Raw genomic sequence first — 23,065 nt, forward strand, 5'->3', positions numbered from 1 at the left:
AGCGCGAGAGCCCGCCCCCTCGGTGATGGGGGGGGGCTCTCGCGCTGGTGCGACTTAGGCGCCTCAGAGACCCTGGAGGATCTCCCGGGCCAGCGCGGCGGTCTCGGACGGCGTCTTGCCGACCTTCACGCCGACGGCCTCGAGGGCGTCCTTCTTGGCCTGCGCGGTGCCGGCCGAGCCGGACACGATCGCGCCGGCGTGGCCCATCGTCTTGCCCTCGGGGGCGGTGAAGCCCGCGACGTAGCCGACGACCGGCTTGGTGATGTTCTCCTTGATGTAGGCCGCGGCCCGCTCCTCGGCGTCGCCGCCGATCTCGCCGATCATGACGATCAGCTTGGTGTCGGGGTCCTCCTCGAACGCCTGGAGGGCGTCGATGTGGGTGGTGCCGACGATGGGGTCGCCGCCGATGCCGATGGCGGTGGAGAAGCCGAAGTCCTTCAGCTCGAACATCATCTGGTAGGTCAGCGTGCCCGACTTCGACACGAGACCGACCGGGCCGGAGCCGGTGATGGTGTGCGGGGTGATGCCGGCCAGCGACTCGCCCGGGGTGATGATGCCGGGGCAGTTGGGGCCGATCATGCGGGTCTTCTTGCCCTGCAGGTACGACCACACCTCGGCGGTGTCCTGCACCGGGACGCCCTCGGTGATCACGACGATCAGCGGCATCTCGGCGTCGATGGCCTCGATCGCGGCGGCCTTGGTGAAGGCCGGCGGCACGAAGAGCACGGACACGTTCGCGCCGGTCTCCTTGATGGCCTCCTCGACGGTGCCGAAGACCGGCAGCTCGACGTCGGCGCCAGCGGCGTCCTTGTGGGTGACGGTGGTGCCGGCCTTGCGGGCGTTCACGCCGCCCACGATGGTGGCGCCGGAGTCGAGCATGAGGGCGGTGTGCTTGGCACCCATGCCGCCCGTGATGCCCTGGACGATGATCCGGCTGTCCTTGTTGAGGTAGATGCTCATCTCTTCTTCTCCCCCGGCCTCAGGCGTTGGCCAGCTCGGCGGCCTTGTCGGCCGCGCCGTCCATGGTGTCGACGAGGGTCACCAGCGGGTGGTTGGCCTCGGTGAGGATCTCGCGACCCAGGTCGACGTTGTTGCCGTCGAGGCGGACGACGAGCGGCTTGGTGGCCGCGTCGCCGAGCAGCTCCAGCGCACCGACGATGCCCTTGGCGACCTCGTCGCAGGCGGTGATGCCGCCGAAGACGTTGACGAAGACGCTCTTGACCTGCTCGTCGTTGAGGATCACGTCGAGACCGTTGGCCATCACCTGGGCGTTCGCGCCGCCGCCGATGTCGAGGAAGTTGGCGGGCTTGACGCCGCCGTGGTTCTCGCCGGCGTAGGCGACGACGTCGAGGGTGCTCATGACGAGGCCCGCGCCATTGCCGATGATGCCGACCTGGCCGTCGAGCTTGACGTAGTTGAGACCGAGGTCCTTGGCCTTCGCCTCGAGCGGGTCGGCCTCCTCGCGGATCTCGAAGTGCTCGTGCTCGGGGTGGCGCACCTCCGAGGCGTTGTCGTCGAGCGACACCTTGCCGTCGAGGGCCTCGAGCTTGTCGCCGGCCAGACGGGCCAGCGGGTTGACCTCGACGAGGGTGGCGTCCTCCTCGACGAAGACCGTGTAGAGGGCCTGGATCATCTCGACGGCCTGCTCGAAGACGGCCTCCGGGAAGGCGGCCTCGGTGGCGATCTCGCGGGCCTTGGCCGCGTCGACGCCAGCGCCGGGGTCGATCGCGATCTGCTTGACGGCGTCGGGGTTGGTCTTGGCGACCTCCTCGATCTCCACACCACCCTCGACGGAGGCGATGCAGAGGTACTGGCGGTTGGAGCGGTCCAGCAGGAAGGAGAAGTAGTACTCCTCCTCCGGCGGGGTGGCCGGCGTGACGAGCACGCGGTTGACCGGCAGGTCCTTGATGGTCAGGTTCAAGATGTCGGTGGCGTACTGGAAGGCCTCGTCGGGCGTCTTCGCGATCTTCACGCCGCCGGCCTTGCCTCGGCCACCGGCCTTGACCTGCGCCTTGATGACGGTGACGCCGCCGATCTCCTCGGCCGCGGCCTTCGCCTCCTCGGCGGTCTCGACGACCTTGCCGAGGGTGGTGGCCACACCGTGCTTCGCGAAGAGTTCCTTCGCTTGGTACTCCATCAGGTCCACTGGGTTCGTCCTCACATCTGAGTCAGGTGGGGGGTGGCCGCCTCGGCACACCCCCGGGCACCCTAGTCCCGACCCGTGAGTAGGACGACCCCGGACCACCACCGGGCGGTGTGACCTAACTCGCGTCACCCGGCGAGCGGACCGTCCGAGCGGCCCGCCCGGGCCGGCCCGGCACCCGACGAGGCGTTCTCCACCGCTCGGACGAGACGATTTCGGGGCACCCGTCACATCGGTTAACCTCGCGGAGCATGTTTCGCCCGGCCGCCCGTGTGGCGGTCGTCGCGTTGCCAGCGGCGTAACTTCGTCCTGTGGCAACGGGTTGAGGCACCGAAGCGGCCTGCCGAGAAGTCCCACAAGGAGTCAGCAGTCGATGGGTAACCACCGAGCCGAGCACGGCACACCTGGACGACGGGTGGCTGCGCCGACCCCGGGACGCGGTGACGAGTCGCCGGTCCCCTACGTCGGCAAGCGCGTCGCGCGTCCGGCTGCCAGCAGCCTCTCGCCAGATACCCCGCTGACCGCCGCGGTAAACCCGCCGGCCCCGCTCGCCTCTCCGGCCGCCTCCCCCAGCACCTCCACCGGTGGACGACGCGCCGCTGCCGTCGTCCCCACCCTCGCCGTGGTGCCCGCCACCTCCGCGCCGCTGATCACCGAGCCGGCGCCCGCCCCCCGCGGCACCGACCGCGCCGCGACCGTCGAGCTGCCCGCACTGCACGAGATCGACCTGACCTCCGCGCTCACCGACTCCTCCACCACGCTGCTGCGCCCGGTCAAGCCCGCCGGCAAGCGTCGCGCCGAGCGCCATGCCGATGCGCGCGGCCCGCTCCTTCGCGGCCTGCCCTCGCTCCCCGTCGCCGCCGGCGTCGCGACCCTCGCGGTCGCGGTCGGCGGCGCTGTCGTCTCCGGCGACCCGCAGCTCGTCGCCGGCGAGACCCGCCTCGCCGCCGCCAACGCCATGACCGGCTCCTTCGGCACCGCCAGCGTCGGGGAGCGCCTGCCGACCGTCAGCCGCGCCTCCGACCGCGACACCCTCGGGCAGGCCACCGGCACCGACCTCGTCGCCCAGGCCGAGCAGCACGCCGAGGAGCGCAACAGCGCACTCGGCAAGCTCGCCAAGGCCGCCGAGAAGGAGGCCGCCGACATCGCCCTCAACCGGTGGGTGCTGCCGCTGAAGGGCTACCGCCTCACCGCCACCTTCGGCGAGTACGGCCTGTGGTCGAGCTACCACACCGGCCTCGACTTCGCCGCGCCCACCGGCACTGCCATCTACGCGGTCAGCAACGGCACGGTCACCTCCGCCGAGTTCGCCGGCGCCTACGGCAACCGCACCGTCATCACCCTGGACGACGGCACCGAGCTCTGGTTCTGCCACCAGAGCCGCATCCTCGTCTCCCCCGGCGACAAGGTCCGCGCCGGCGAGCAGATCGGCAACGTGGGCTCCACCGGCCACGTCACCGGCCCCCACCTGCACCTCGAGGTCCGCCCCGGCGGCGGCGACCCGGTCGACCCCGACGCGGCGCTGCGTCAGCACGGCGTCACGCCCTGAGTCGAATGGCGCGAGCGCGTCGCTCGTTCCTCGCGCCACGCTGCCGCCCGCGCAGTCGGCGTCCGCTGGGTGACATCACCGCTGGCGACCAGACGCTCAGCGGCGTCCTGCGGACGTCGATTCGTCGCCTCCGGTCGCTGCGCTCACCCATGGCGCGAGCGCGTCGCTCGTTCCTCGCGCCGCGCTGCCGCGCGCGCGGTCGACGTCCGCCCCGTGAGGTGCTCGCTGGCGGCCAGACGCCCAGGTGGCGTCCTGCGGACGTCGATTGGTCGCCTCCGGTCGCTGCGCTCCCTGCGGCTCCTCGCTCGACGTCCTTCGGAGGCTGCCCCTCTCCGCTGCACGTGCAGTGGCCCAGTCGGCGAGCCACCAGGTCAGGTCAGGTCAGGTCAGGTCAGGTCTGGCCGCCCGACGACCTCCCACCCTGCCCACGTCGACCGCGCGCGCGGCAGCGTGTCGCCAGCGCCGAAGGCGCGTCGTCCACGATCACGGGCCCGAAGGGTCCTGATCGGGGGCGACTGGCGACACGCTCGCGCCCAATGGCTCAGAGCGTGTCGCCAGCGGGCGAAGCCCGCGTCGTCTGAGAGTCCTGGCCCGAAGGGTCAGGGCGAGCGGACGACCGGCGACACGCTCGCGCCCAATGGCTCAGAGCGTGTCGCCAGCGCCGAAGGCGCGTCGTCCACGATCACGGGCCCGAAGGGTCCTGATCGGGGGCGACTGGCGACACGCTCGCGCCCAACGACTCAGAGCTTCTCGACGGGGGCGTAGCGCAGCAGGAGGCGCTTGACGCCGTCGGAGCCGAAGTCGATGGAGGCGACGGACTTCTCCGCCGCGCCCTCGACCGAGACGACGGTGCCGAGACCGAAGCTGTCGTGGGTGACCTTGTCGCCGGGCGCCAGCACGGGGATGGGGCGCGAGGGCTTGGACTTGGCGGCGGCGTCGGCGCGGGCGGCCGCGGAGCTGAAGTTGCGTCGTCCGGCGGCGGTGGGGCTGCCGAGGCCGGTGCTGCGCGAGCCGGCGTCGTACTCACGGCCGCCGGGCGCGTAGGAGGGACGGTTCCAGCGGGTCTGCTCGGCCTCGGTGCGCCGCCAGTCGACGAGGTCGATGGGCAGCTCGGCGAGGAAGCGGGAGGCGGGGTTGTGCGAGGGCGCGCCCCAGGCGGAGCGGACGACGGCGCGCGAGACGTAGAGCCGCTCGCGCGCGCGGGTGATGCCCACGTAGGCGAGGCGGCGCTCCTCCTCGAGCTCGGGGCGGTCGCCGAGGGCCCGCGAGTGCGGGAACACGCCGTCCTCCATGCCGGTGAGGAAGACGACGGGGAACTCCAGGCCCTTGGCCGTGTGGAGCGTCATCAAGGTGACCACCCCGGAGTCGGCGGGGGCGTCGGGGTCGTCGGGGTCGGCGTTGTCGGGGATCTGGTCGGAGTCGGCGACGAGCGCGACACGCTCCAGGAAGTCGGCGAGACCGGGCTCGAGGAGACCAGCGTCGACGTCCGCGGGGTCGGCGGAGGGTCCGGCGACCGGGTCCTCGGCGAACTCGCGCGCCACGGCCACGAGCTCGGCGAGGTTCTCGATGCGGGTGGCGTCCTGGGGGTCGTCGGAGTCCTCGAGGCTCACGAGGTAGCCGGAGCGGTCCAGCGCCGTCTCGAGGACGACGTCGGGCCGCTCGCCGGCCGCCACCATCTGCTGGAGTTCGGTGATCATCGCGACGAAGCCCGCGATCGCGCTCTGGCTGCGGGTGGCGAGGCCAGGCGCCTCGCCGGCGCGCTGCAGGGCCTCCCAGAAGGTGATGCGCTCGCGGTCGGCGAACATCGTGACCGCGAGCACGGCACGATCGCCGATGCCGCGCTTGGGCGTGTTGAGGATCCGGCGCAGCGACACCTGGTCGTCGGGGTTGACCAGGGTGCGCAGGTAGGCGAGCGCGTCGCGGATCTCGCGCCGCTCGTAGAAGCGCACGCCGCCGACGACCTTGTAGGGCATGCCGGTGCGGATGAAGATCTCCTCGAACACCCGCGACTGCGCGTTGGTGCGGTAGAAGACCGCGACGTCGCCGGCCCGCACGCCGCCGTCGTCGGTGAGCTTGTCGATCTCCCCGGAGACGAACCGCGCCTCGTCGTGCTCGTCGTCGGCCACATAGCCGACGATGCGGCTGCCGTCGCCGGCATCGGACCACAGCCGCTTCGGCTTGCGCCCCTCGTTGCGCTCGATCACCGCGTTCGCGGCGCTCAGGATGGTCTGCGTGGAGCGGTAGTTCTGCTCGAGCAGCACGGTGCGGGCGTCGGGGAAGTCCTTCTCGAACTCCACGATGTTGCGGATGTCGGCGCCGCGGAAGGCGTAGATGGACTGGTCCGCGTCGCCGACCACCATCAGCTCGGCGGGCGGCACGCGATCGGCGGGAGCGCCGTCCAGGGTGCCGTGGCGGTCGGGATCGCGCTCCTCGAGGTCCTGACCGCACAGCTGGTGGATGAGGGCGTACTGGGCGTGGTTGGTGTCCTGGTACTCGTCGACGAGCAGGTGGCGGAAGCGCCGACGGTAGGTCTCGCGCACCTCGGGGTGGGCCTGGAAGAGCCGCACCGTCTCGAGGATGAGGTCGTCGAAGTCGAGCGCGTTGGCCTCGCGCAGACGGCGCTGGTAGGCGGCGTAGACCTGGGCGTACGCCTCGTCGGACGCCGTCGTGGCGCCCGCCGCCACCTCGGCCGGGTCGCGCAGCTCGTTCTTGTGGTTGCTGATCCAGTGCAGCACCGGGCCCGGCTGGAACTTGCGGGGGTCGAGCTCGAGGTCGCTCAGCACGAGCGAGACGAGGCGCTTCTGATCCTGTGCGTCGTAGATGGAGAAGTTCGACTTGAGCCGGTCGTACCCGAGGTGCTCGACCTCCTTGCGCAGGATGCGCACGCAGGCGGAGTGGAAGGTGGAGACCCACATGATCTTCGCGCGGTTGCCGACCAGCTCGGCGACGCGCTCCTTCATCTCCGCGGCCGCTTTGTTGGTGAAGGTGATCGCCAGGATCGAGCCCGGGTGCTGCTTGCGCACCGCGATCAGCCACGCGATCCGACGGGTGAGCACGCGGGTCTTCCCCGACCCAGCGCCGGCCACCACCAGCAGCGGCGCCCCCTCGTGCCGCACCGCCTCGCGCTGAGGGTCGTTGAGTCCCTCCAGGAGGGCGTCGGCGGTGAGGGCGGGGGGCGTCGTGGATGTCGTCGTCATGCTGCGCCCAGCCTACGGTGGCTCGCCGACGTCCACCCATTGCGCCTCACAGGCCCCCGCCGGCGCTGACTGGGCGTCCCGCAGGCTCCGGCGTCCGGCCGCTCGGGGCATGTAACACGTCGTCCACCCGTCTACCTGACCGCTCTCAGTCGTTCCGAGGCCGATCTGGGCGCCCAAACGCCTGAGATCGGGCGAGGAGTGGGGTGGACGACGTGTTACATCACCTGGCACATCAGCCCCAGGCCGGCGCGTCGAACATCCCCAGGCGGCCCGCAAGCACCAGCGTCTCCACAGCCAGCAGGACGACGGCACGGGCACCGCTCGGCCGCACCGCACGCTGCGGCCATGGATGCTCGGATCGCTGACACGATGGCGCGGCAGTGGGGGCTGGTCACCCGACGCCAGGCGCTGGAGGCCGGACTCGCGCCGGCCGAGATCGACAACCACCTTCGGCGCGGGCGATGGGAGTCGGTGCGGCGCGGCGTCTACGCGCCGCGGGCACATCTCGACAACCTCACCGACCGTCGCCAGCACCAGCTGCTCCTCGATCGCGCCGGCAGCCTGAGAGTCGGCGAGCCACATGTGATGAGCCACCACTCCGCCGCCCTGCTCCTCGGCATCGACACGCTCGCGGAGCCGACGCCGATCACCCACATCGGGCGGCCGGGCATCGTCGGCGCTCATGTGCGACACGGCGTCAAGCACCACCTCGCTCCTTTCGGCGCGAACGAGGTGACGCGGGTACGCGGCATCGACGTCCTCGACCCCGCGCGCACGGCTCTCGACATCGCTCGCGAGCACGGCTACCAGCAGGGACTGGTCGCCGCCGACTCCGCGTTGCGGCGCGGATCCTCCGTGGCAGCGCTGCACGCCGCCGCGCGCCGCATGCGCAGCTGGCCGGGGGTGACGACGGTGCGCGCCGTCATCGCGGCCGCGTCACCGCACAGCGACAGCGTCGCCGAGACGCTCGGGCGCGATCTCGTCCTCTCGCTCGGCTACGGCGCTCCGCAGACCCAGTTCGGGCTCACCGCCGAGGGGCGCACGGCCTGGTGCGACCTGCGCCTGGGTCGACATGTCTTCGAGATCGACGGCCGGCAGAAGTACCGGCCCGAGGACTCCGGGCAACGGCAGGGGCGCACCGGCGAGGAGATGCTGTGGGACGAGAAGCTGCGCCAGGACTTCGTGAGCGGCTTCAAGCTCGGGATCTCACGCCTGACCTGGCGGGACTTCTTCGCGCCGCACCGGGCTGCCGCTCTCGAGCGCTGTCGACGCGAGTACCTCGACACGTGCCACCGCTTCGGCACGGACGTCGCCGACCTGGCGCGCTTCCGGCCGCGCGGGCCGCGCCGTCGTCCGACACCGGCCCCGCCCGCAGCGCTGCCGTGGTGGACGCCGTGACCGGTAGCCGTTGATGGCGGCGGTAGAGCGGCCGTGTCCGGCCGCGAGATGTAACACGCCGTCCACCCGACTACCGGGCGTCTTTCAGTCGCCGGAGCGTGGATTCAGGCCCTCGCGCGACTGACAAGTGGCGACAACACGAGTGGACGGCGTGTTACATGCGCTCGCGACGGATGGGGAGCGGGCGGGGGACAGGGAGCGGGCGGGGGACGGAGAAGCGAACGAGGACGCGGACGGCGACCGGGGCCACCCCCACGCCTCACCAGAGGACGGCGACGGAGACGTTCGCGATCGACAGCACGAGCAGGCCGGCCCAGAGGCCGGTGGGGATCTTGTCCTTGCGCACGTTGGCCATCACGAGGATCAGCAGGATCAGGCCGATGGTGAACTTCACGCCGATCTTGGCGTGGTTGACCTCCTCGTCGCCCGCCTCGAGGACGCCGACGAGCGCGAGGCCGGCGATGAAGGCGGTGCCGACGCCGTCGCGCATCGCCGGGAGGACCTTCTTGGCGCCCGGCCCGACCTGCACCAGCAGGCCGCCGATGAGGGCCGAGAACCCGAGGATGTGGACGATCAGCAGCAGGTGCTCGAGCAGCTTCATGACCGCACTCTAGGGGGTCGGGCCCGCGCCATCAGCGACCGGTGGCGCTGAAGTGCTGGTAGTCCTTGAGCGAGTTCCACGACCCGCCCCACGTCCAGCCGATGCGCTCGAACGCGCGGACGACGACGTCGCCGGCGTGGATGATGCCGGGCTGGGTGCGCGAGCGGTCGAGGTAGGCCGACGCCAGCTCGGGCAGCACCCGGTCGCCCTTGCGGTAGGGGTTGAGGAACGGGTTGACGTCGACCGCGAGCCCGTAGGCATGGGCCGAGAGTGTCGTGGAGCCGCGGGCGGTGCGGCAGACCATGCCGGCGGTGTTGTTGCCGTCGCCGGTGGGCGGCGCCTCGAGGTCGGCCGTCGTGGGCAGGCGCATCTCCTCGATCGGGTAGTCGGCGGCGTACAGCGCACGGAAGACCGACACGACGTCGCGGGCCACCCGCGCGGCCACCACGATCTCACCGGTGTGGGGTCGCCCGTCGAAGCCGCGGAAGCTGACGGTGAGGTAGCGCAGGTCGGCCAGGGGCACCGGGCACCCGGGCAGCCAGGTGTCGCCCATGCGGGCGCGGATCGCGGGAGTGATCGGCTCGATCGTGCCGCGGAAACGCCCACCGGCCGGCGGTGGCAGCAGGTCCGTGGTCGGGAACCGGCGCACCCTCAGCGCCTTCGGCGTCGGCTGGACGACGCCCTGACCCGCCGCATCCGTGGGCAGCGCGCGCGCCCCCAGCTGCCACGCGGAGAAGGCGGGCTCCACTGCAGTCGACCCCGTCGCGGTCGGCGAGGCCGATCCCGAAGCCGGGGCAGACCCCGAGGCCGACGACGAGCCGGTCGGGCCGCCAGAGGCCGGGGAGGGAGACGGGCCGCCGCACCCGGCGAGCCCGAGCACCGAGGCGAGGACGACGCCCGCGACCGTCGTCCGCGACGACACCACCCGAGGCGCCCCCGCCCGAGGCACCCCCGCCCGAGACACCCGGCTCACAGCAGGCGCCGCTCGGAGGCCCAGCGCGTGAGCTCGTGACGCGAGGAGAGCTGCAGCTTGCGGAGCACGGCCGACATGTGGGTCTCGACGGTCTTGACCGAGATGAACAGCTCGCCGGCCACCTCGCGGTAGGAGTAGCCGCGGGCGATCAGGCGCATCACCTCGCGCTCGCGCTCGGTGAGGCGGTCGAGATCCTCGTCGACGGTGGCGAGATCGGCCTGCAGCCCGGCCCCGGCGAACGCGTCGAGCACGAACCCGGCCAGCCTCGGGGAGAACACGGCGTCGCCGTCGGCCACGCGCGCGATGGCGTCGACGAGCTCGGCGCCGGTGATGGTCTTGGTGACGTAGCCGCGCGCGCCGGCGCGCACCGTGCCGATGACGTCGTCGGCGGCGTCGCTCACCGACAGCGCGAGGAAGCGCACGCCGGCGTCGGCCACGCGACGCACCACCTCGCCGCCGCCCCCACCCGGCAGGTGGACGTCGAGCAGGACGACGTCGGGCCGGTGGGCCGAGACGGCGGCGACCGCCTGGTCGACGTCCGCGGCCTCCCCGACGACCTCGACGGCGCGACCGTCGGGCAGCGGTGGCGCGGCCGCCAGCTCGGCCGCCACGCCCCGGCGGAACATCGCGTGGTCGTCGACGATGACGACCCGCACCGCGCCGCTCAACGCTCCGCCTCGCCGAGGACGAGGCGCACCTCGGTGCCCGAGCCGGGGGTGGATCGGATGGTGGCCGAGCCGCCGTGTCGCCGCATGCGTTCGATGATGCTCGCCCGCACGCCGAGCCGATCGTCGGGGGTCGCGAGCACGGCCTCCACGTCGAACCCGGCGCCGCGGTCGCGCACGAACACCTCGACGCGATCGGCCGCGATCTCGGCGTAGACGTCGATGCGGTCGACGCCGGCGTGCTTCGCGGCGTTGACCATGGCCTCGCGCGCCGCCATCACGAGGCTGCGCGACAGCTCGTCGCTGGCGCGGTCGCCCACGGTGACGACATCGACCCCGATGCCGTAGGTGTCGTCGACCTCTCCCGCGGCCGCCCGCAGCGCGCTGGCCAGCGTGGTGTCGTCGAGCGACTCCCCCGCGTAGAGCCAGGCCCGCAGCTCGCGCTCCTGCGTGCGCGCCAGGCGGACGGCGTCGGCCGGCTCGCGCTGGATGAGGGCCAGGGTCTGCAGCACGGAGTCGTGCAGGTGGGCGGCGACGTCGGCGCGCTCCTGGGTGCGCACGCGCTCCGAGCGCTCGCGGGCGAGCTCGCCGACCAGGCCGATCGCGAAGGGGCCCAGCACGATCGCCAGGCCCACCACCGCGAGCACCACGGGCACGACCGCCTCACGCGCGGCCGTCAGGGTGCCGTCGCGCAGCACCACCAGCGAGAGCGCAACGACGACCAGGGTCACGCCGGCGGCCAAGCGCGCCCACGCCTCCCAGCCGCCGCCAAGCACGAGCCGCGACGGGTCGAGACGCTCGCCGGCGTCGCGCCACCGCTCACGCTGAGCCTCGTCGGCCTGCCGCCACAGGAGCGCCACGCCGGCGACCGCGATGCCGACCGGCCAGATCCACCAGCCAGCGCCGAGGATGCCGCTGGCGGTGAGCGCCAGCCCCACCCCGAGCACCGCGAGGACGACGGTGGGGCCACGGTCGGCGAGGGCGCGGAGTCGAGGGGCGCGGCGCCCGGTGCGCTCGGCGCTGGCGAGCCCCGGCGCCACGAGCTCCGGCGGGGGACCCGCTGGCAGGAGCACCCACAGCGCGCCGTAGGCGGCGAGCCCCGCGCCGCCGAGCAGCGCCCCGACGACGAACGCGAGGCGCACCCACAGCACCGGCACCGACAGGTGCACGGCCAGGCCCCCGGCGACGCCACCGAGCTCGGGCTGGCGCAGGTCGCGCCAGGCCCGACGCGGCTGCCAGGCCGACGCGCCCGGCACCGACGACGCGGGCCCGGCCGGGCTGGAGGAGGAGGTGCTCATGACCGGTTCATCGTCACACAGACGCCCGACGGTTCCCGAGGGGAACGCCCCCGGGATCGACCCCGAGATCAGGACCGCCGGCGTCGGCAGGATCAGGGTGTTCCCCGATGGTGGCCGGGGTGTGGCGCAGGCAGGCTGAGCGACATGACCAGCACTTCCGGCGCGGACACCGCGCCTCCCCCGCCCCCGCCGCCGCCTCCGGGCGGCGAGCGGGGCCCACGACCCGGCGGCGACCTGCTCCGCGATCTCGCGCTGCTGCGCCGCACGCCCGGCGAGCGCAAGGTCGCCGGAGTCGCCGGCGGCATCGCCCGGCACTTCGACGTCGACCCGCTCGTCGTCCGCGTGGTCCTCGTCGTCCTCACGATCTTCGGCGGGGGCGGACTCCTGCTCTACGGCGCTGTCTGGCTCGTCGTCCCCGAGGACGGCGAGGAGCGCGCCATCATCAACCTGGACGACGGCCTGCGCTCGGCGGTGCTGGCCGTCGTCGGCGTCCTCGCGGCGCTGTCGCTGCTCAGCGACAACCTCGGCGGCCCCGGGGTGCCGTGGCCGGGCGTCGTGGGCGGCGTGATCCTCCTGGTGATCTTCGGTCGCCGCAACGCGCGCGGCGACCGGGCCGCTCGCGACGAGGCCGCCCGCCGCGCCTACGCCGAGGCCGAGGCCGCGCGCGCCGGCGCCCAGCAGTACGCGGACGCCGCTGCCGGCTCGGCGATGGCGCAGGCAGGCCTCGCGCAGGGCACAGCCGGAGCGCCGGGTGCCGCGTGGGCGGGCTACACCGCCCCGCCCACGCGGCCACGACGCCGCGGACCGCTGCTGTTCCCCTTCACCCTGGCGCTGGCGGCCTTCGCCGTCGGCGTGCTCGCCACCCTCGACCTGGCCGGACTGGCCGTGGCGCCGGCGGCCTACCCGGCGCTCGTGCTGGCCGTGACCGGCGTGATGCTGCTGGTCGGCTCGGTCTACGGCCGCGCCGGCGGCCTCGTGCTCGTCGGCCTCGTGGCGGCCGGCGCCACCGGCATCACCTCGGCCGCCCAGACCGTCGGCGACGCCTCCATCGGACGCTCCGCCTACGTCGTCTCAAGCGCCGCCGACCTGCGCAGCAGCTACCAGCACGGGGTCGGCGAGCTCTCGATCGACCTCTCCGGCGTGAGCGGGGCGACCGACCTCGCGGCGCTCGACGGCCGCACCGTGCGCGTCGAGCAGGGCATCGGGCACCTGCTGGTGACCGTGCCGGACGACGGGCTCCGGGTCGTCGTCCGCTCGCAGGTGGACCTCGGCGAGAGCCTGCTCTTCGGCACCACCCGCGACGACCAGCGCACCCGCGCCACGACCGGATCGACCGACGAACCCACCCTCACCATCGACGCCGACCTGGGCATCGGCCAGGTCGAGGTCCGCACCTCAGGAGCACAGCGATGACCGGCGATCTCAGCGGCACCAGCGGCACCAGCGAGACCAGCGAAACCAGCCCGGTCGGGCCCGAGCCCACCCTCGCCGTCGACCTCACGAAGGACACCGAGGAACCGACGGAGCAGGGCGGACCGGCAGCGCGGGGCGCGGACTCGGGATGGCACCCGCTCAACGTCACGCACCTCGTCCTCGGCGCCGCCTTCGTCGGCCTCGCCGTGGTCTGGGCGGTCCTCGCCCGCGACGACGTCAGCCTGGACGACGCCCGCTGGCTGCTGCCGCTCCCGTGGCTCGTGGGCGGGGGGCTGGGCCTGCTCGCCACGGTGGCCGGGGGCTCCCGGCGTCAGCGGCACTGACGCCACCTCGGGCGCGCATCCCTGCCACGTCGGCGGTCAGTGGCCGCCGAGCCCGGTGACGCGGATGCCCGAGTGCGCCTTGTACTTGCGGTTGATCGAGATGAGCACCGCGGTGAAGGGCTCGAGCACGCGGGCCAGGCGGAGCTTGCCGCCGTCGACGCCGGGGCGTCCGGTGACCGACGCGGCCAGGTCGATCGCCACCTGCTTGGCCTCGACGGAGTCGCCGACGACGATGACGTCCTCGTCGAGGTAGTCCTCCTCGCTCCACAGCCCCACCGCGGAGACATTGTGGAAGGCGCCGACCACGACGGCCTCGGGGGCGAGGCGCTGGGCCGACTCGGCGGCCGAGCCCTCGCCGCCGTCGATGACGCGGCCGTGGGCGCCGCGCTGGTCGAAGGCGAGCGGGTTGACGCAGCTGATGACGGTGCGTCCGGCGAGGTCCAGGGCGGCGACGAGCTCGTCGTGGCCGTCGTAGGGCACCGCGAGGAGCACGACGGAGGCGGCGGCCACGGCGTCCTCGTTGGTGGCGCCGCTCACCGCGCCGGCGCCATCGAGGCCGCCGAGCCGCTCGGTGACCTCGGCCGCGACGGTCTCGGCCTTCTCGGCAGCGCGTGAGCCCAGGATGACGGTGTGGCCGTGGCGGGCGAAGCGGTAGCCGAGGCCCTTGCCCTGCGGGCCGGTGCCGCCGATCACGGCCACCGTGTAGGTGGCGGGGTCGGCCCCGGTGACCTCGGGGGTCTCAGGGGTCCCGGAGTTGTCAGGGTTCTCGGCCATCTCGTCGTCCTCTCGCGCTCGGGACGCGAGCGTCCCACAGCAGCATGACCGCGGTCACACCACCTCCAGCATTGCCTGAATGACAGTAGTACTGTCACAGTTGTGCTGTGGCGCCCGTTCGGCGTCCGAGATGAAGCCCGCCGTCCCACCAGGGAGATCCATGAAGCTCTCGACCCCGCTGGTCTACGCCGGCAACCCGCGCGAGTCGGCCGACCAGGTCGCCGCACTGGAGTCGGCGGGGCTCGACATGGTCTGGGTCGCCGAGCCCTACGGCTTCGACGCCCCCACACTGATGGGCTACCTGGCCGCGAAGACCGAGCGGATCGAGATCGCGGCCGGCATCCTCAACGTCTACTCGCGCACGCCCGGCGCGCTGCTGCAGACCGCGGCCGGCCTCGACAACGTCTCGGGCGGGCGCGCGGTGATCGGCCTCGGCGCCTCCGGCCCGCAGGTGATCGAGGGCTTCCACGGCCTGCCCTACGACCGGCCGCTGACCCGCACCCGCGAGGTCATCGCCATCCTCCGCGCCGGCCTGCGCGGGGAGCGCCTCGACTTCCAGGGCAAGACGATCCAGGTGCCGCTGCCGGCCGGCCAGGGCCTCGGCCTCGGCAAGCCCCTCAAGCTGCTCAACCGCCCCGAGCGCGCCGACGTGCCGATCTGGGTGGCGGCGCTCGGCGACAAGAACGTGGCGATGAGCGCCGAGATCGCCGACGGCTGGCTGCCCTTCCTCTACTACCCCGAGAAGGCGGCCGACGTCTGGGGCGACTCGCTCGCCCGCGGCACCGCGAAGCGGTCGCCGGACCTCGCACCGCTGGAGGTCTGCGCCGGCGGCATGGTCGCCATCGGCGAGGGCCCGGAGACCAAGGCGCTGCTCGACTTCATGCGCCCGCTCTACGCGCTCTACGTCGGCGGCATGGGCGCGAAGGACAAGAACTTCTACAACCAGCTCGCCTGCGAGTACGGCTTCGAGAAGGAGGCCGCCGAGATCCAGGAGCTCTACCTGGCCGGCAAGAAGCAGGAGGCCGAGGCGCTCGTGCCCCTCGAGTGGCTGGAGGCCGGCAACCTGGTCGGCCCCGCCTCCTACGTGCAGGAACGGATCGCGGCGTTCCGCGAGTCCGGCGTCACCAATCTGTCCGTGTCACCGGCCAGCCCCGACACCGCGGGAGCTGCTGCCACCATCGAGAAGATCAAGGAGTGGGTGAGCTGATGCCCGAGCGTCCCAGCATCTACGAGACCGAGCACGAGGACTTCCGCAAGTCGGTCCGAGCGCACCTGGAGCGCGACGTCGTGCCCTTCCACGACCAGTGGGAGAAGGACGGCCACGTCGACCGTGAGGTGTGGCGCAAGGCGGGCGAGGCCGGACTGCTGGCCTTCGACGTCCCCGAGGAGTACGACGGCCCCGGCATCCGCGACTTCCGCTACAACGCGATCATCGCCGAGGAGGTCACCCGCGTCGGCGCGAGCGGCCTGGGCTACACCCTGCACAACGACGTCACGCTGCCCTACCTGGTCGACGTCGCCAACGACGAGCAGAAGGCGCGCTGGCTGCCCGGCTGCGTGAGCGGCGACATCGTCACCGCCATCGCGATGACCGAGCCCGGCGCCGGCTCCGACCTCCAGGGCATCCGCACCACGGCGGTCGACAAGGGCGACCACTACGTGCTCAACGGCTCGAAGATCTTCATCACCAACGGCATCCTGGCCGACCTCGTGATCGTGGTCGCCAAGACCGACCCCGACGCCGGCGCGCACGGCATCAGCCTGCTCGTCGTCGAGGAGGGGATGGAGGGCTTCAGCCGCGGCCGCAACCTCGACAAGCTCGGCATGAAGGCGCAGGACACCGCCGAGCTGATCTTCGACAACGTCATCGTGCCCAAGGCCAACCTGCTCGGCGAGGAGGGCAAGGGCTTCATCTACCTGATGGAGAACCTGCCCCAGGAGCGCATCTCCATCGCCAACGTCGGCATCGCGGCCATCGAGCACGTGCTCGACATGACGCTGGAGTACGTCAAGACGCGCGAGGCGTTCGGCAAGCCGATCGGCAAGTTCCAGAACACCCGCTTCAAGCTGGCCGAGCTCGCCACCGAGGCCTACATCGCCCGCGTCTTCGTCAACCACTGCATCGAGCTGCTCAACGAGAAGAAGGTCGACCCCTCGCTGGCCTCGATGGCCAAGTGGTGGGTCACCGAGCTGCAGAAGAAGACCGTGGACGAGTGCCTCCAGCTGCACGGCGGCTACGGCTACATGATGGAGTACCCCATCGCCAAGGCCTACGCCGACAGCCGCATCCAGACGATCTACGGTGGCACCACCGAGATCATGAAGGAGATCATCGGCCGCTTCCTCGGCCTCTGATCCCCGAACGACCAGCACCCGCCGGACGCCGGCCCGGAACAACCGGGCCGGCGTCCGCCGGTGTGGTGGCGACCGCCCGCCCCCCACGGCCCGCCCGACCCGATTTCTAGAACCTGTTCTAGTTGACGGGACCGCGGGTTACGATCGCGAAGAGATGTCCGACCTCCCCACACCCCAGCAGATCCGCCGGGCCCTGGCGCGCGCCGAGCGCGGCGCCGCACTCGACGTCCACGAGGCCACCGCACTGCTGGCGGCCACCGGCGCCGACCTCGACCGGCTCGCCGCGGCGGCCGCGCGCGTGCGCGACGCCGGCCTCGTCGCCGCGGGTCGTGCGGGCGTCGTCACCTACTCCCCCAAGGTCTTCATCCCGATCACGCGGCTGTGCCGCGACCGCTGCCACTACTGCACCTTCGTCGAGACGCCGGCCCAGGCCGCACGCGAGGGCCGGGCCCCCTTCCTGTCGCCCGACGAGATCGTCGCGATCGCGGCGCAGGGGGCGGCGATGGGCTGCCTCGAGGCGCTCTTCACCCTCGGCGACCGCCCCGAGGACCGCTGGCCCGAGGCGCGCGCCTGGCTCGACGAGCAGGGCTACGACTCCACCATCGCCTACGTGCGCGCGATGGCGGTGCGGGTGCTCGAGCAGACCGGCCTGCTGCCGCACCTCAACCCCGGCGTCATGACCTGGGAGGAGCTCAACCGCCTCAAGGCCGTCGCGCCGTCGATGGGCATGATGCTCGAGACCACCTCGCGCCGACTGTTCGACACCAGGGGCCTGGCCCACTTCGGCTCCCCCGACAAGGATCCCGAGGTGCGCCTGCGGGTGCTCGAGGACGCCGGTCGCCACGCGATCCCCTTCACCACCGGGCTGCTGGTGGGCATCGGCGAGAGCCTCGCCGAGCGCGCCGAGACGATCTTCGCCCTGCGGGCCACCGCGCGCGCCTACGGCGCCGTGCAGGAGGTCATCGTCCAGAACTTCCGGGCAAAGCCCGACACCGCAATGCGCCACGTCGACGACCTCGAGCTCGCCGAGTACCGCGCCGCGATCGCGGTGACGCGGCTCGTGCTGGGGCCTCGCGCCCGCGTGCAGGCGCCGCCGAACCTCGTCGACCTCGCCGAGTGCCGTGCCCTGCTCGAGGCCGGCGTCGACGACTGGGGCGGCGTCTCACCCCTCACCCCCGACCACGTCAACCCCGAGCGGCCGTGGCCCTCCCTCGAGCGGTTGCGCGACCTCACCGCCGCCTGCGGCTTCACGCTGCGCGCACGGCTCACCGTGCACCCCGAGTACGTCACCGGCTCGCTACAGCGGGGCGAACCCTGGATCGACCCGCGCCTGCACCCCCACGTCGCCGCGCTCGCGGACGACGAGGGGCTGGCGCGCGAGGGCGTGCGGGCGACCGGCCTGCCCTGGCAGGAGCCCGACCCCGCACTGGAGCAGAGCCGCGGTCGCACCGACCTGCACATCGCCATCGACTCCGAGGGTCGCGCCGACGAGCGCCGCAGCGACTTCGCCTCGGTGTACGGCGACTGGGACGCCGTGGGCGAGGCGGCCCGGCGCACCGGCGCTCCCCTGCCCACGGCCCCCGCGGCCCTGCTCGGCGAGGGCGGCGAGGCTCTCCGCGCCGCGGAGCGCGACCCGGCGGGCCTCACCGACGCCCAGGCGCTCACCCTGATGACCGCCGAGGGCGACCTGCTGGCAGGCGTCGTCCGCCTGGCCGACGACCTGCGCCAGGAGACGGTCGGCGACGCGGTCACCTACGTGGTCAACCGCAACATCAACTTCACCAACGTCTGCTACGTCGGCTGCCGCTTCTGCGCCTTCGCGCAGCGTCGCACCGACGCCGACGCCTACTCGCTGTCCTACAGCGAGGTGGGCGAGCGCGCCCAGGAGGCCTGGGACCTCGGCGCCACCGAGGTGTGCATGCAGGGCGGCATCGATCCCGAGCTGCCCGCCGACGCCTACTTCGAGCTGGTCTCGGCCATCAAGCAGCGCGTGCCCGAGATGCACGTGCACGCCTTCTCGCCCATGGAGGTCGTCAACGGCACGGCCCGCACCGGGCTCTCGGTCGAGGACTTCCTCATCAAGGCCCGCGAGGCCGGCCTGGGCTCCCTGCCCGGCACCGCCGCCGAGATCCTGGACGACGAGGTGCGCTGGGTGCTGACGAAGGGCAAGCTCCCCGCCCGCACCTGGATCGACGTCGTCTCCACCGCACACCGCGTGGGCCTGCCCACGACCGCGACGATGATGTACGGCCACGTCGACAACCCCCGTCACTGGGTCGGACACCTGCGCGTGCTCGCCCGCGTGCAGGACGCCGCGCTGGAGGCGGGTCGGCGCGGCTTCACCGAGTTCGTGCCGCTGCCGTTCGTGCACACCTCCGCCCCGATCTACCTCGCGGGCGTGGCCCGACCCGGCCCGAGCCTGCGCGACAACCTGGCGGTGCACGCGATGGCGCGCATCCTGCTGCACGGCCGTGTCGAGAACATCCAGACCAGCTGGGTGAAGCTCGGCGTCGAGGGCACCCGGCTGATGCTGGGCGCCGGCGCCAACGACCTCGGCGGCACGCTCATGGAGGAGACCATCTCGCGCATGGCCGGCTCCGAGCACGGTTCGGCCAAGACGGTGGCCGAGCTGGAGGAGATCGGGCGCGGGATCGAGCGCCCGGTGCGCGAGCGCACCACGCTCTACTCCGCACCGGCTCGCTGAGCCCGTCACCCGGCCCGGGGGTTCGCGCCACCTCCCGCTGCCCGTCGCCACCCGATCGAATAAGTCGATCCGGACCACGATCCGGGGGCCGGGGTCGCTTGTGAACGTTCCAGACGGCCGCGGCCGTCGATGGCGCCTCAACCCCCGTCCGACCGGGGACGTTGCCCCGCTGAAACTCGGCTGAAATTGGTCACGTCGAACTATGGACGTGACTGCCGTCACTGCATATGTTGTGCGACACAACATATGTGCGGCCCGGGAGTGTCGAGAGACGACACTGCGTGCGGGGCCGCACTCGCTAGGAGGCGGTTGAGGTGAAGCGCAAGTACGGCGCACTGGTCGCGGCGAGCCTCGGGCTCGCACTGTCGCTCTCGGCCTGCGGGTCCGACGACAGCGGCAACGGCAGCGGCAGCAACGACGGCGGCGACGCCCAGGGCAAGATCGGCGTCATCCTCCCCGACACGCAGTCGTCGGTGCGCTGGGAGTCGGCCGACCGTCCGGCGCTCGAGGCGGCCTTCGAGAAGGCGGGTGTCGAGTACGACATCAAGAACGCCGAGGGCGACGCCGACAACATGACCAAGATCGCCGACGGCATGATCGCCGACGGCGTCACGGTGCTGGCCATCGTCAACCTCGACTCCGAGTCGGGTGCGGCGATCCAGGAGAAGGCGGCCTCGCAGGGCGTCAAGACCATCGACTACGACCGCCTCACCCTCGGCGGCTCCGCGGACTACTACGTCTCGTTCGACAACACCAAGGTCGGCGAGCTGCAGGGCCAGGGTCTGGCCGACTGCCTCGGCGGCAAGCAGTCCAACATCATCTACCTGAACGGTTCGCCCACCGACAACAACGCGACGCTGTTCGCCGAGGGTGCCCACAAGGTGCTCGACGGCATCAGCACCATCAAGTCGGTCGGCGAGCAGGCCGTGCCGGACTGGGACAACGACCAGGCCGTCACCATCTTCGAGCAGCTCTTCACCAAGGCCGGCGGCAAGGTCGACGGCGTCCTCGCCGCGAACGACGGCCTCGGCGGCTCGGCCATCTCGATCCTGGAGAAGAACGGCCTCGCCGGCAAGGTCCCGGTGACCGGCCAGGACGCCACCGTCGAGGGTCTGCAGAACATCCTCGCCGGCACCCAGTGCATGACCGTCTACAAGTCGGCCAAGCTCGAGGCCGGCGCGCTCGCCGACGCCGCGATCGCGCTGTCGAAGGGTGAGAAGGCCGAGACCACCGGCACCGTCAAGGACAGCGAGGGCAACCGCGACGTCCCGAGCATCCTGCTCGACCCGCAGGCGATCACCAAGGACACCGTCAAGAGCGTGATCGACGACGGCGGCCAGAAGGCCTCCGACGTGTGCACCGGCAAGTTCGCCGACCTCTGCACGGCCGCCGGCATCTCCTGACCGGAGCTTCACGGCAGCGGATGACTGAGCCAGCCACCGGCTGACCAGCATCCACCCGCGCAGCGGGGGTCGGGCCCACCGGCCCGGCCCCCGTTCGCACGACACGGCACCACCGGCGGCGGCCACACTCCGCCGCCCGAACCGATCCGACCTGGAGGCAGGCCATGACCGAACCGCTGCTGCAGTTGCAGGGCGTGAACAAGAGCTTCGGCGTCGTCCACGTGCTGCACGACGTCGACTTCGCCGTCTATCCCGGGCAGGTCACCGCCCTCGTGGGCGACAACGGCGCCGGCAAGTCGACGCTGGTGAAGGTGATCGCCGGCATCTACGGCCGCGACAGCGGCGAGTACCACTTCGAGGGTCGCTCGGTCGACGTCCACGGGCCGCGCGACGTCGCCGCCCTCGGCGTCGAGGTCGTCTACCAGGACCTCGCGCTGTGCGACAACCTCGACATCGTCCAGAACATGTTCCTCGGCCGCGAGATCAAGCGCGGGCCCGTGCTCGACGAGGCCGCGATGGAGTCGCGCGCCCGCGAGACCCTCGCCTCCCTCTCGGTGCGCACCGTGAAGTCCGTGCGCCAGCCCGTGGCCAGCCTGTCGGGTGGCCAGCGCCAGACCGTGGCGATCGCCAAGGCCGTGCTGTGGAACTCCCGGATCGTGCTGCTCGACGAGCCCACCGCCGCCCTCGGCGTGGCCCAGACCCGCCAGGTGCTTGACCTGGTGCGGCGTCTGGCCGACCGCGGCCTCGGCGTGGTGCTCATCTCGCACAACATGACCGACGTCTTCGAGGTAGCCGACCGCATCACGGCGCTCTACCTCGGCCGCGTCGCCGCCGACGTCCCGACCTCCGAGGTCACCCACCGCGAGGTCGTCGAGCTCATCACCGCCGGCCGCAGCGACCGCCACGGCCTCGCGGCCGCCGCCGAGACCGCCACGATCTGAGGGCCGAACCGATGACCACCGACACTCCTTCGTCCGTGTCCGCCACCGAGACCTCGAAGAGCAGCCTCGCGGACGCCGACTTCGCCGCCGACGCGCGCCAGGTCACCACCCTGCGCGGCGCCGCCACCGACTACGTGAACCGCCTGCGCGGCGGCGACATGGGCTCGCTGCCCGCGCTGCTCGGCCTGCTGGTGCTCTTCATCGTCTTCGGCACCACCACCGACACCTTCTTCACCAAGCTCAACCTGGCCAACCTCACCGTCCAGGCCGCCCCGATCTGCGTGCTCGCCATGGCGCTGATCCCCGTGCTGCTGATCGGCGAGATCGACCTCTCCGCCGGTGTCGCCAGCGGCACCGGCGCCGCCGTCACCGCCCTCGCCATCGTCGACAAGGGCTTCGCCTGGCCGCTGGCCGTGCTCGCCGGCGTCGTCGTCGGTGCGGTGATCGGTGTGGTGATCGGCAACCTGGTGGCCCGCCTGGGCATCCCGTCCTTCGTGGTCACGCTGTCGTTCTTCCTGGCCCTGCAGGGCGTCATGCTCCTGCTCATCGGCCAGGGCGGCTCGGTGCGCTTCGACCAGGAGGTGCTGCGCGGCCTCGCGATCAAGAACGTGCCGCCGACCGTGGGCTGGATCTCCGCGGTCGCCATCGTCGCGCTCTACGGCGGGCTGTCGCTGTTCAGCTTCCGCCGCAAGGTGGCCCGCGAGCTCGCCCACCCGCCGCTCGCGCTCGTGTGGCTGCGCATCGGCGCGCTCGCCGTCCTCGTGCTCGGGCTCACCGCTTACTTCAACACCAACCGCAGCCGCAACCCGGTCTTCCCGATCGAGGGCATCCCGTACATGATCCCCGTGGTCATCGTCATCCTCATCGCGCTGACCTTCCTGCTCGGCCGCACCTCCTTCGGCCGCCACCTCTACGCGGTCGGCGGCAACGCCGAGGCCGCGCGCCGCGCCGGCATCAACGTGATCTACATGCGGGTCATGGCCTTCGTGCTGTGCTCCTCGCTCGCCGCGGTCGCGGGCATCCTCCAGGCCGCCTACAGCGGCAAGGTCTCGCCCGGTTCGGGTGGCGGCAACGTGCTGCTCTACGCCGTCGGCGCGGCGGTCATCGGCGGCACGAGCCTCTTCGGCGGCCGCGGCCTGGCCGTGCACGGCGTCATCGGCGGCGTCGTCCTCGCTACTGTCGACAACGGCCTGCCCCTGCTGATCGACAAGAGCTACGCCAACTTCATCGTCACCGGCGGGGTGCTGCTGCTGGCCGCCAGCGTGGACGCGATCTCGCGCCGGCGCCGGTCGGCCTCAGGAGTCTGA

The 23,065-nt window shown here is 72.2% G+C and carries 18 protein-coding genes; 10 read left to right on the forward strand and 8 right to left on the reverse strand.

What is annotated here, in order from left to right; all coding sequences use genetic code 11:
* Nucleotides 1-63: 63 nt before the first annotated feature.
* Both sucD and sucC read right to left on the reverse strand, forming a co-directional pair.
* Nucleotides 64-960 (reverse strand): succinate--CoA ligase subunit alpha, encoded by an 897-nt coding sequence (gene sucD / locus ACERUN_RS14460; RefSeq protein ID WP_370290729.1) that lies wholly within the window; start codon nucleotides 958-960, stop codon nucleotides 64-66.
* Nucleotides 961-979: 19 nt separating this feature from the next.
* Nucleotides 980-2,146, reverse strand: coding sequence for an ADP-forming succinate--CoA ligase subunit beta (gene sucC, locus ACERUN_RS14465; RefSeq protein ID WP_370290731.1), 1,167 nt, complete (start codon nucleotides 2,144-2,146; stop codon nucleotides 980-982).
* A gap of 370 nt (nucleotides 2,147-2,516) precedes the next feature.
* On the opposite strand from sucC, the gene ACERUN_RS14470 reads away from it, so the two are divergent.
* On the forward strand, nucleotides 2,517-3,692 hold the full coding sequence (locus tag ACERUN_RS14470; protein WP_370290733.1) for a peptidoglycan DD-metalloendopeptidase family protein: 1,176 nt from the start codon (nucleotides 2,517-2,519) through the stop codon (nucleotides 3,690-3,692).
* A 740-nt stretch (nucleotides 3,693-4,432) separates the two neighbouring features.
* On the opposite strand, the gene pcrA is transcribed toward ACERUN_RS14470, so the two are convergent.
* Entirely contained in the window at nucleotides 4,433-6,889 is a 2,457-nt protein-coding gene (gene pcrA / locus ACERUN_RS14475; RefSeq protein ID WP_370290735.1) for a DNA helicase PcrA, read from the reverse strand.
* A gap of 345 nt (nucleotides 6,890-7,234) precedes the next feature.
* Between pcrA and ACERUN_RS14480 the strand changes: the two genes are divergently transcribed.
* Nucleotides 7,235-8,287: a type IV toxin-antitoxin system AbiEi family antitoxin domain-containing protein gene (locus ACERUN_RS14480; protein WP_370290736.1), complete on the forward strand. Its 1,053-nt coding sequence runs from the start codon at nucleotides 7,235-7,237 to the stop codon at nucleotides 8,285-8,287.
* Nucleotides 8,288-8,546: 259 nt separating this feature from the next.
* Here the strand turns inward: ACERUN_RS14480 and ACERUN_RS14485 are convergent, their stop codons facing one another.
* From ACERUN_RS14485 to ACERUN_RS14500, 4 genes are all read right to left on the reverse strand, one after another.
* On the reverse strand, nucleotides 8,547-8,888 hold the full coding sequence (locus ACERUN_RS14485) for a hypothetical protein (RefSeq protein WP_370290737.1): 342 nt from the start codon (nucleotides 8,886-8,888) through the stop codon (nucleotides 8,547-8,549).
* Between the two features lie 31 nt (nucleotides 8,889-8,919).
* A complete protein-coding gene (locus tag ACERUN_RS14490) occupies nucleotides 8,920-9,636 on the reverse strand; it encodes a M15 family metallopeptidase (protein ID WP_370290738.1) in 717 nt (238 codons plus the stop codon).
* Between the two features lie 221 nt (nucleotides 9,637-9,857).
* Entirely contained in the window at nucleotides 9,858-10,529 is a 672-nt protein-coding gene (locus ACERUN_RS14495; protein ID WP_370290739.1) for a LuxR C-terminal-related transcriptional regulator, read from the reverse strand.
* A complete protein-coding gene (locus tag ACERUN_RS14500) occupies nucleotides 10,526-11,824 on the reverse strand; it encodes a PspC domain-containing protein (RefSeq protein WP_370290740.1) in 1,299 nt (432 codons plus the stop codon). Before ACERUN_RS14500 ends, ACERUN_RS14495 begins: the two co-directional genes overlap by 4 nt.
* 144 nt (nucleotides 11,825-11,968) lie before the next feature.
* On the opposite strand from ACERUN_RS14500, the gene ACERUN_RS14505 reads away from it, so the two are divergent.
* Nucleotides 11,969-13,237: a PspC domain-containing protein gene (locus ACERUN_RS14505; RefSeq protein ID WP_370290741.1), complete on the forward strand. Its 1,269-nt coding sequence runs from the start codon at nucleotides 11,969-11,971 to the stop codon at nucleotides 13,235-13,237.
* Nucleotides 13,234-13,581 (forward strand): hypothetical protein, encoded by a 348-nt coding sequence (locus ACERUN_RS14510; RefSeq protein ID WP_370290742.1) that lies wholly within the window; start codon nucleotides 13,234-13,236, stop codon nucleotides 13,579-13,581. Before ACERUN_RS14505 ends, ACERUN_RS14510 begins: the two co-directional genes overlap by 4 nt.
* Nucleotides 13,582-13,617: 36 nt before the next feature.
* On the opposite strand, the gene npdG is transcribed toward ACERUN_RS14510, so the two are convergent.
* Entirely contained in the window at nucleotides 13,618-14,355 is a 738-nt protein-coding gene (npdG, locus tag ACERUN_RS14515) for an NADPH-dependent F420 reductase (protein WP_370290743.1), read from the reverse strand.
* Nucleotides 14,356-14,515: 160 nt separating this feature from the next.
* Here npdG and ACERUN_RS14520 point away from each other — a divergent pair, with 160 nt between their 5' ends.
* From ACERUN_RS14520 to ACERUN_RS14545, 6 genes are all read left to right on the forward strand, one after another.
* Nucleotides 14,516-15,562 carry an LLM class F420-dependent oxidoreductase gene (locus ACERUN_RS14520; RefSeq protein WP_370290744.1) on the forward strand — a complete coding sequence of 349 codons (1,047 nt, stop codon included), beginning with the start codon at nucleotides 14,516-14,518 and terminating at the stop codon, nucleotides 15,560-15,562.
* Complete coding sequence (locus ACERUN_RS14525; RefSeq protein ID WP_370290745.1) at nucleotides 15,562-16,710, forward strand: acyl-CoA dehydrogenase family protein; 1,149 nt, start codon at nucleotides 15,562-15,564, stop codon at nucleotides 16,708-16,710. The genes ACERUN_RS14520 and ACERUN_RS14525 overlap by 1 nt, the downstream gene beginning before the upstream one ends.
* A 154-nt stretch (nucleotides 16,711-16,864) precedes the next feature.
* Complete coding sequence (locus ACERUN_RS14530) at nucleotides 16,865-19,414, forward strand: bifunctional FO biosynthesis protein CofGH (protein ID WP_370290746.1); 2,550 nt, start codon at nucleotides 16,865-16,867, stop codon at nucleotides 19,412-19,414.
* 314 nt (nucleotides 19,415-19,728) lie between these two features.
* The gene (locus ACERUN_RS14535; protein ID WP_370290747.1) at nucleotides 19,729-20,817 is read left to right on the forward strand and encodes a sugar ABC transporter substrate-binding protein; all 1,089 of its coding nucleotides are present in this window, start codon (nucleotides 19,729-19,731) and stop codon (nucleotides 20,815-20,817) included.
* 164 nt (nucleotides 20,818-20,981) lie between these two features.
* Nucleotides 20,982-21,758, forward strand: a complete 777-nt coding sequence (locus ACERUN_RS14540; RefSeq protein WP_370290748.1) for an ATP-binding cassette domain-containing protein — start codon at nucleotides 20,982-20,984, stop codon at nucleotides 21,756-21,758.
* 35 nt (nucleotides 21,759-21,793) lie between these two features.
* Nucleotides 21,794-23,065: a sugar ABC transporter permease gene (locus ACERUN_RS14545; protein ID WP_372740698.1), complete on the forward strand. Its 1,272-nt coding sequence runs from the start codon at nucleotides 21,794-21,796 to the stop codon at nucleotides 23,063-23,065.

This window comes from Nocardioides sp. (assembly GCF_964229035.1).
Taxonomy (GTDB): domain Bacteria; phylum Actinomycetota; class Actinomycetes; order Propionibacteriales; family Nocardioidaceae; genus Nocardioides.

Excerpts from the sequence above, each read along its gene's own strand:
- ACERUN_RS14480 (WP_370290736.1), top strand. The coding sequence starts at position 7,235 with ATGGATGCTCGGATCGCTGACACGATGGCGCGGCAGTGGGGGCTGGTC.
- ACERUN_RS14470 (WP_370290733.1), top strand. The coding sequence starts at position 2,517 with ATGGGTAACCACCGAGCCGAGCACGGCACACCTGGACGACGGGTGGCT.
- ACERUN_RS14520 (WP_370290744.1), top strand. The coding sequence starts at position 14,516 with ATGAAGCTCTCGACCCCGCTGGTCTACGCCGGCAACCCGCGCGAGTCG.
- ACERUN_RS14540 (WP_370290748.1), top strand. The coding sequence starts at position 20,982 with ATGACCGAACCGCTGCTGCAGTTGCAGGGCGTGAACAAGAGCTTCGGC.
- ACERUN_RS14525 (WP_370290745.1), top strand. The coding sequence starts at position 15,562 with ATGCCCGAGCGTCCCAGCATCTACGAGACCGAGCACGAGGACTTCCGC.
- sucD (WP_370290729.1), bottom strand. The coding sequence starts at position 960 with ATGAGCATCTACCTCAACAAGGACAGCCGGATCATCGTCCAGGGCATC.
- ACERUN_RS14485 (WP_370290737.1), bottom strand. The coding sequence starts at position 8,888 with ATGAAGCTGCTCGAGCACCTGCTGCTGATCGTCCACATCCTCGGGTTC.
- ACERUN_RS14500 (WP_370290740.1), bottom strand. The coding sequence starts at position 11,824 with ATGAGCACCTCCTCCTCCAGCCCGGCCGGGCCCGCGTCGTCGGTGCCG.
- npdG (WP_370290743.1), bottom strand. The coding sequence starts at position 14,355 with ATGGCCGAGAACCCTGACAACTCCGGGACCCCTGAGACCCCCGAGGTC.
- ACERUN_RS14530 (WP_370290746.1), top strand. The coding sequence starts at position 16,865 with ATGTCCGACCTCCCCACACCCCAGCAGATCCGCCGGGCCCTGGCGCGC.
- ACERUN_RS14510 (WP_370290742.1), top strand. The coding sequence starts at position 13,234 with ATGACCGGCGATCTCAGCGGCACCAGCGGCACCAGCGAGACCAGCGAA.
- ACERUN_RS14505 (WP_370290741.1), top strand. The coding sequence starts at position 11,969 with ATGACCAGCACTTCCGGCGCGGACACCGCGCCTCCCCCGCCCCCGCCG.
- pcrA (WP_370290735.1), bottom strand. The coding sequence starts at position 6,889 with ATGACGACGACATCCACGACGCCCCCCGCCCTCACCGCCGACGCCCTC.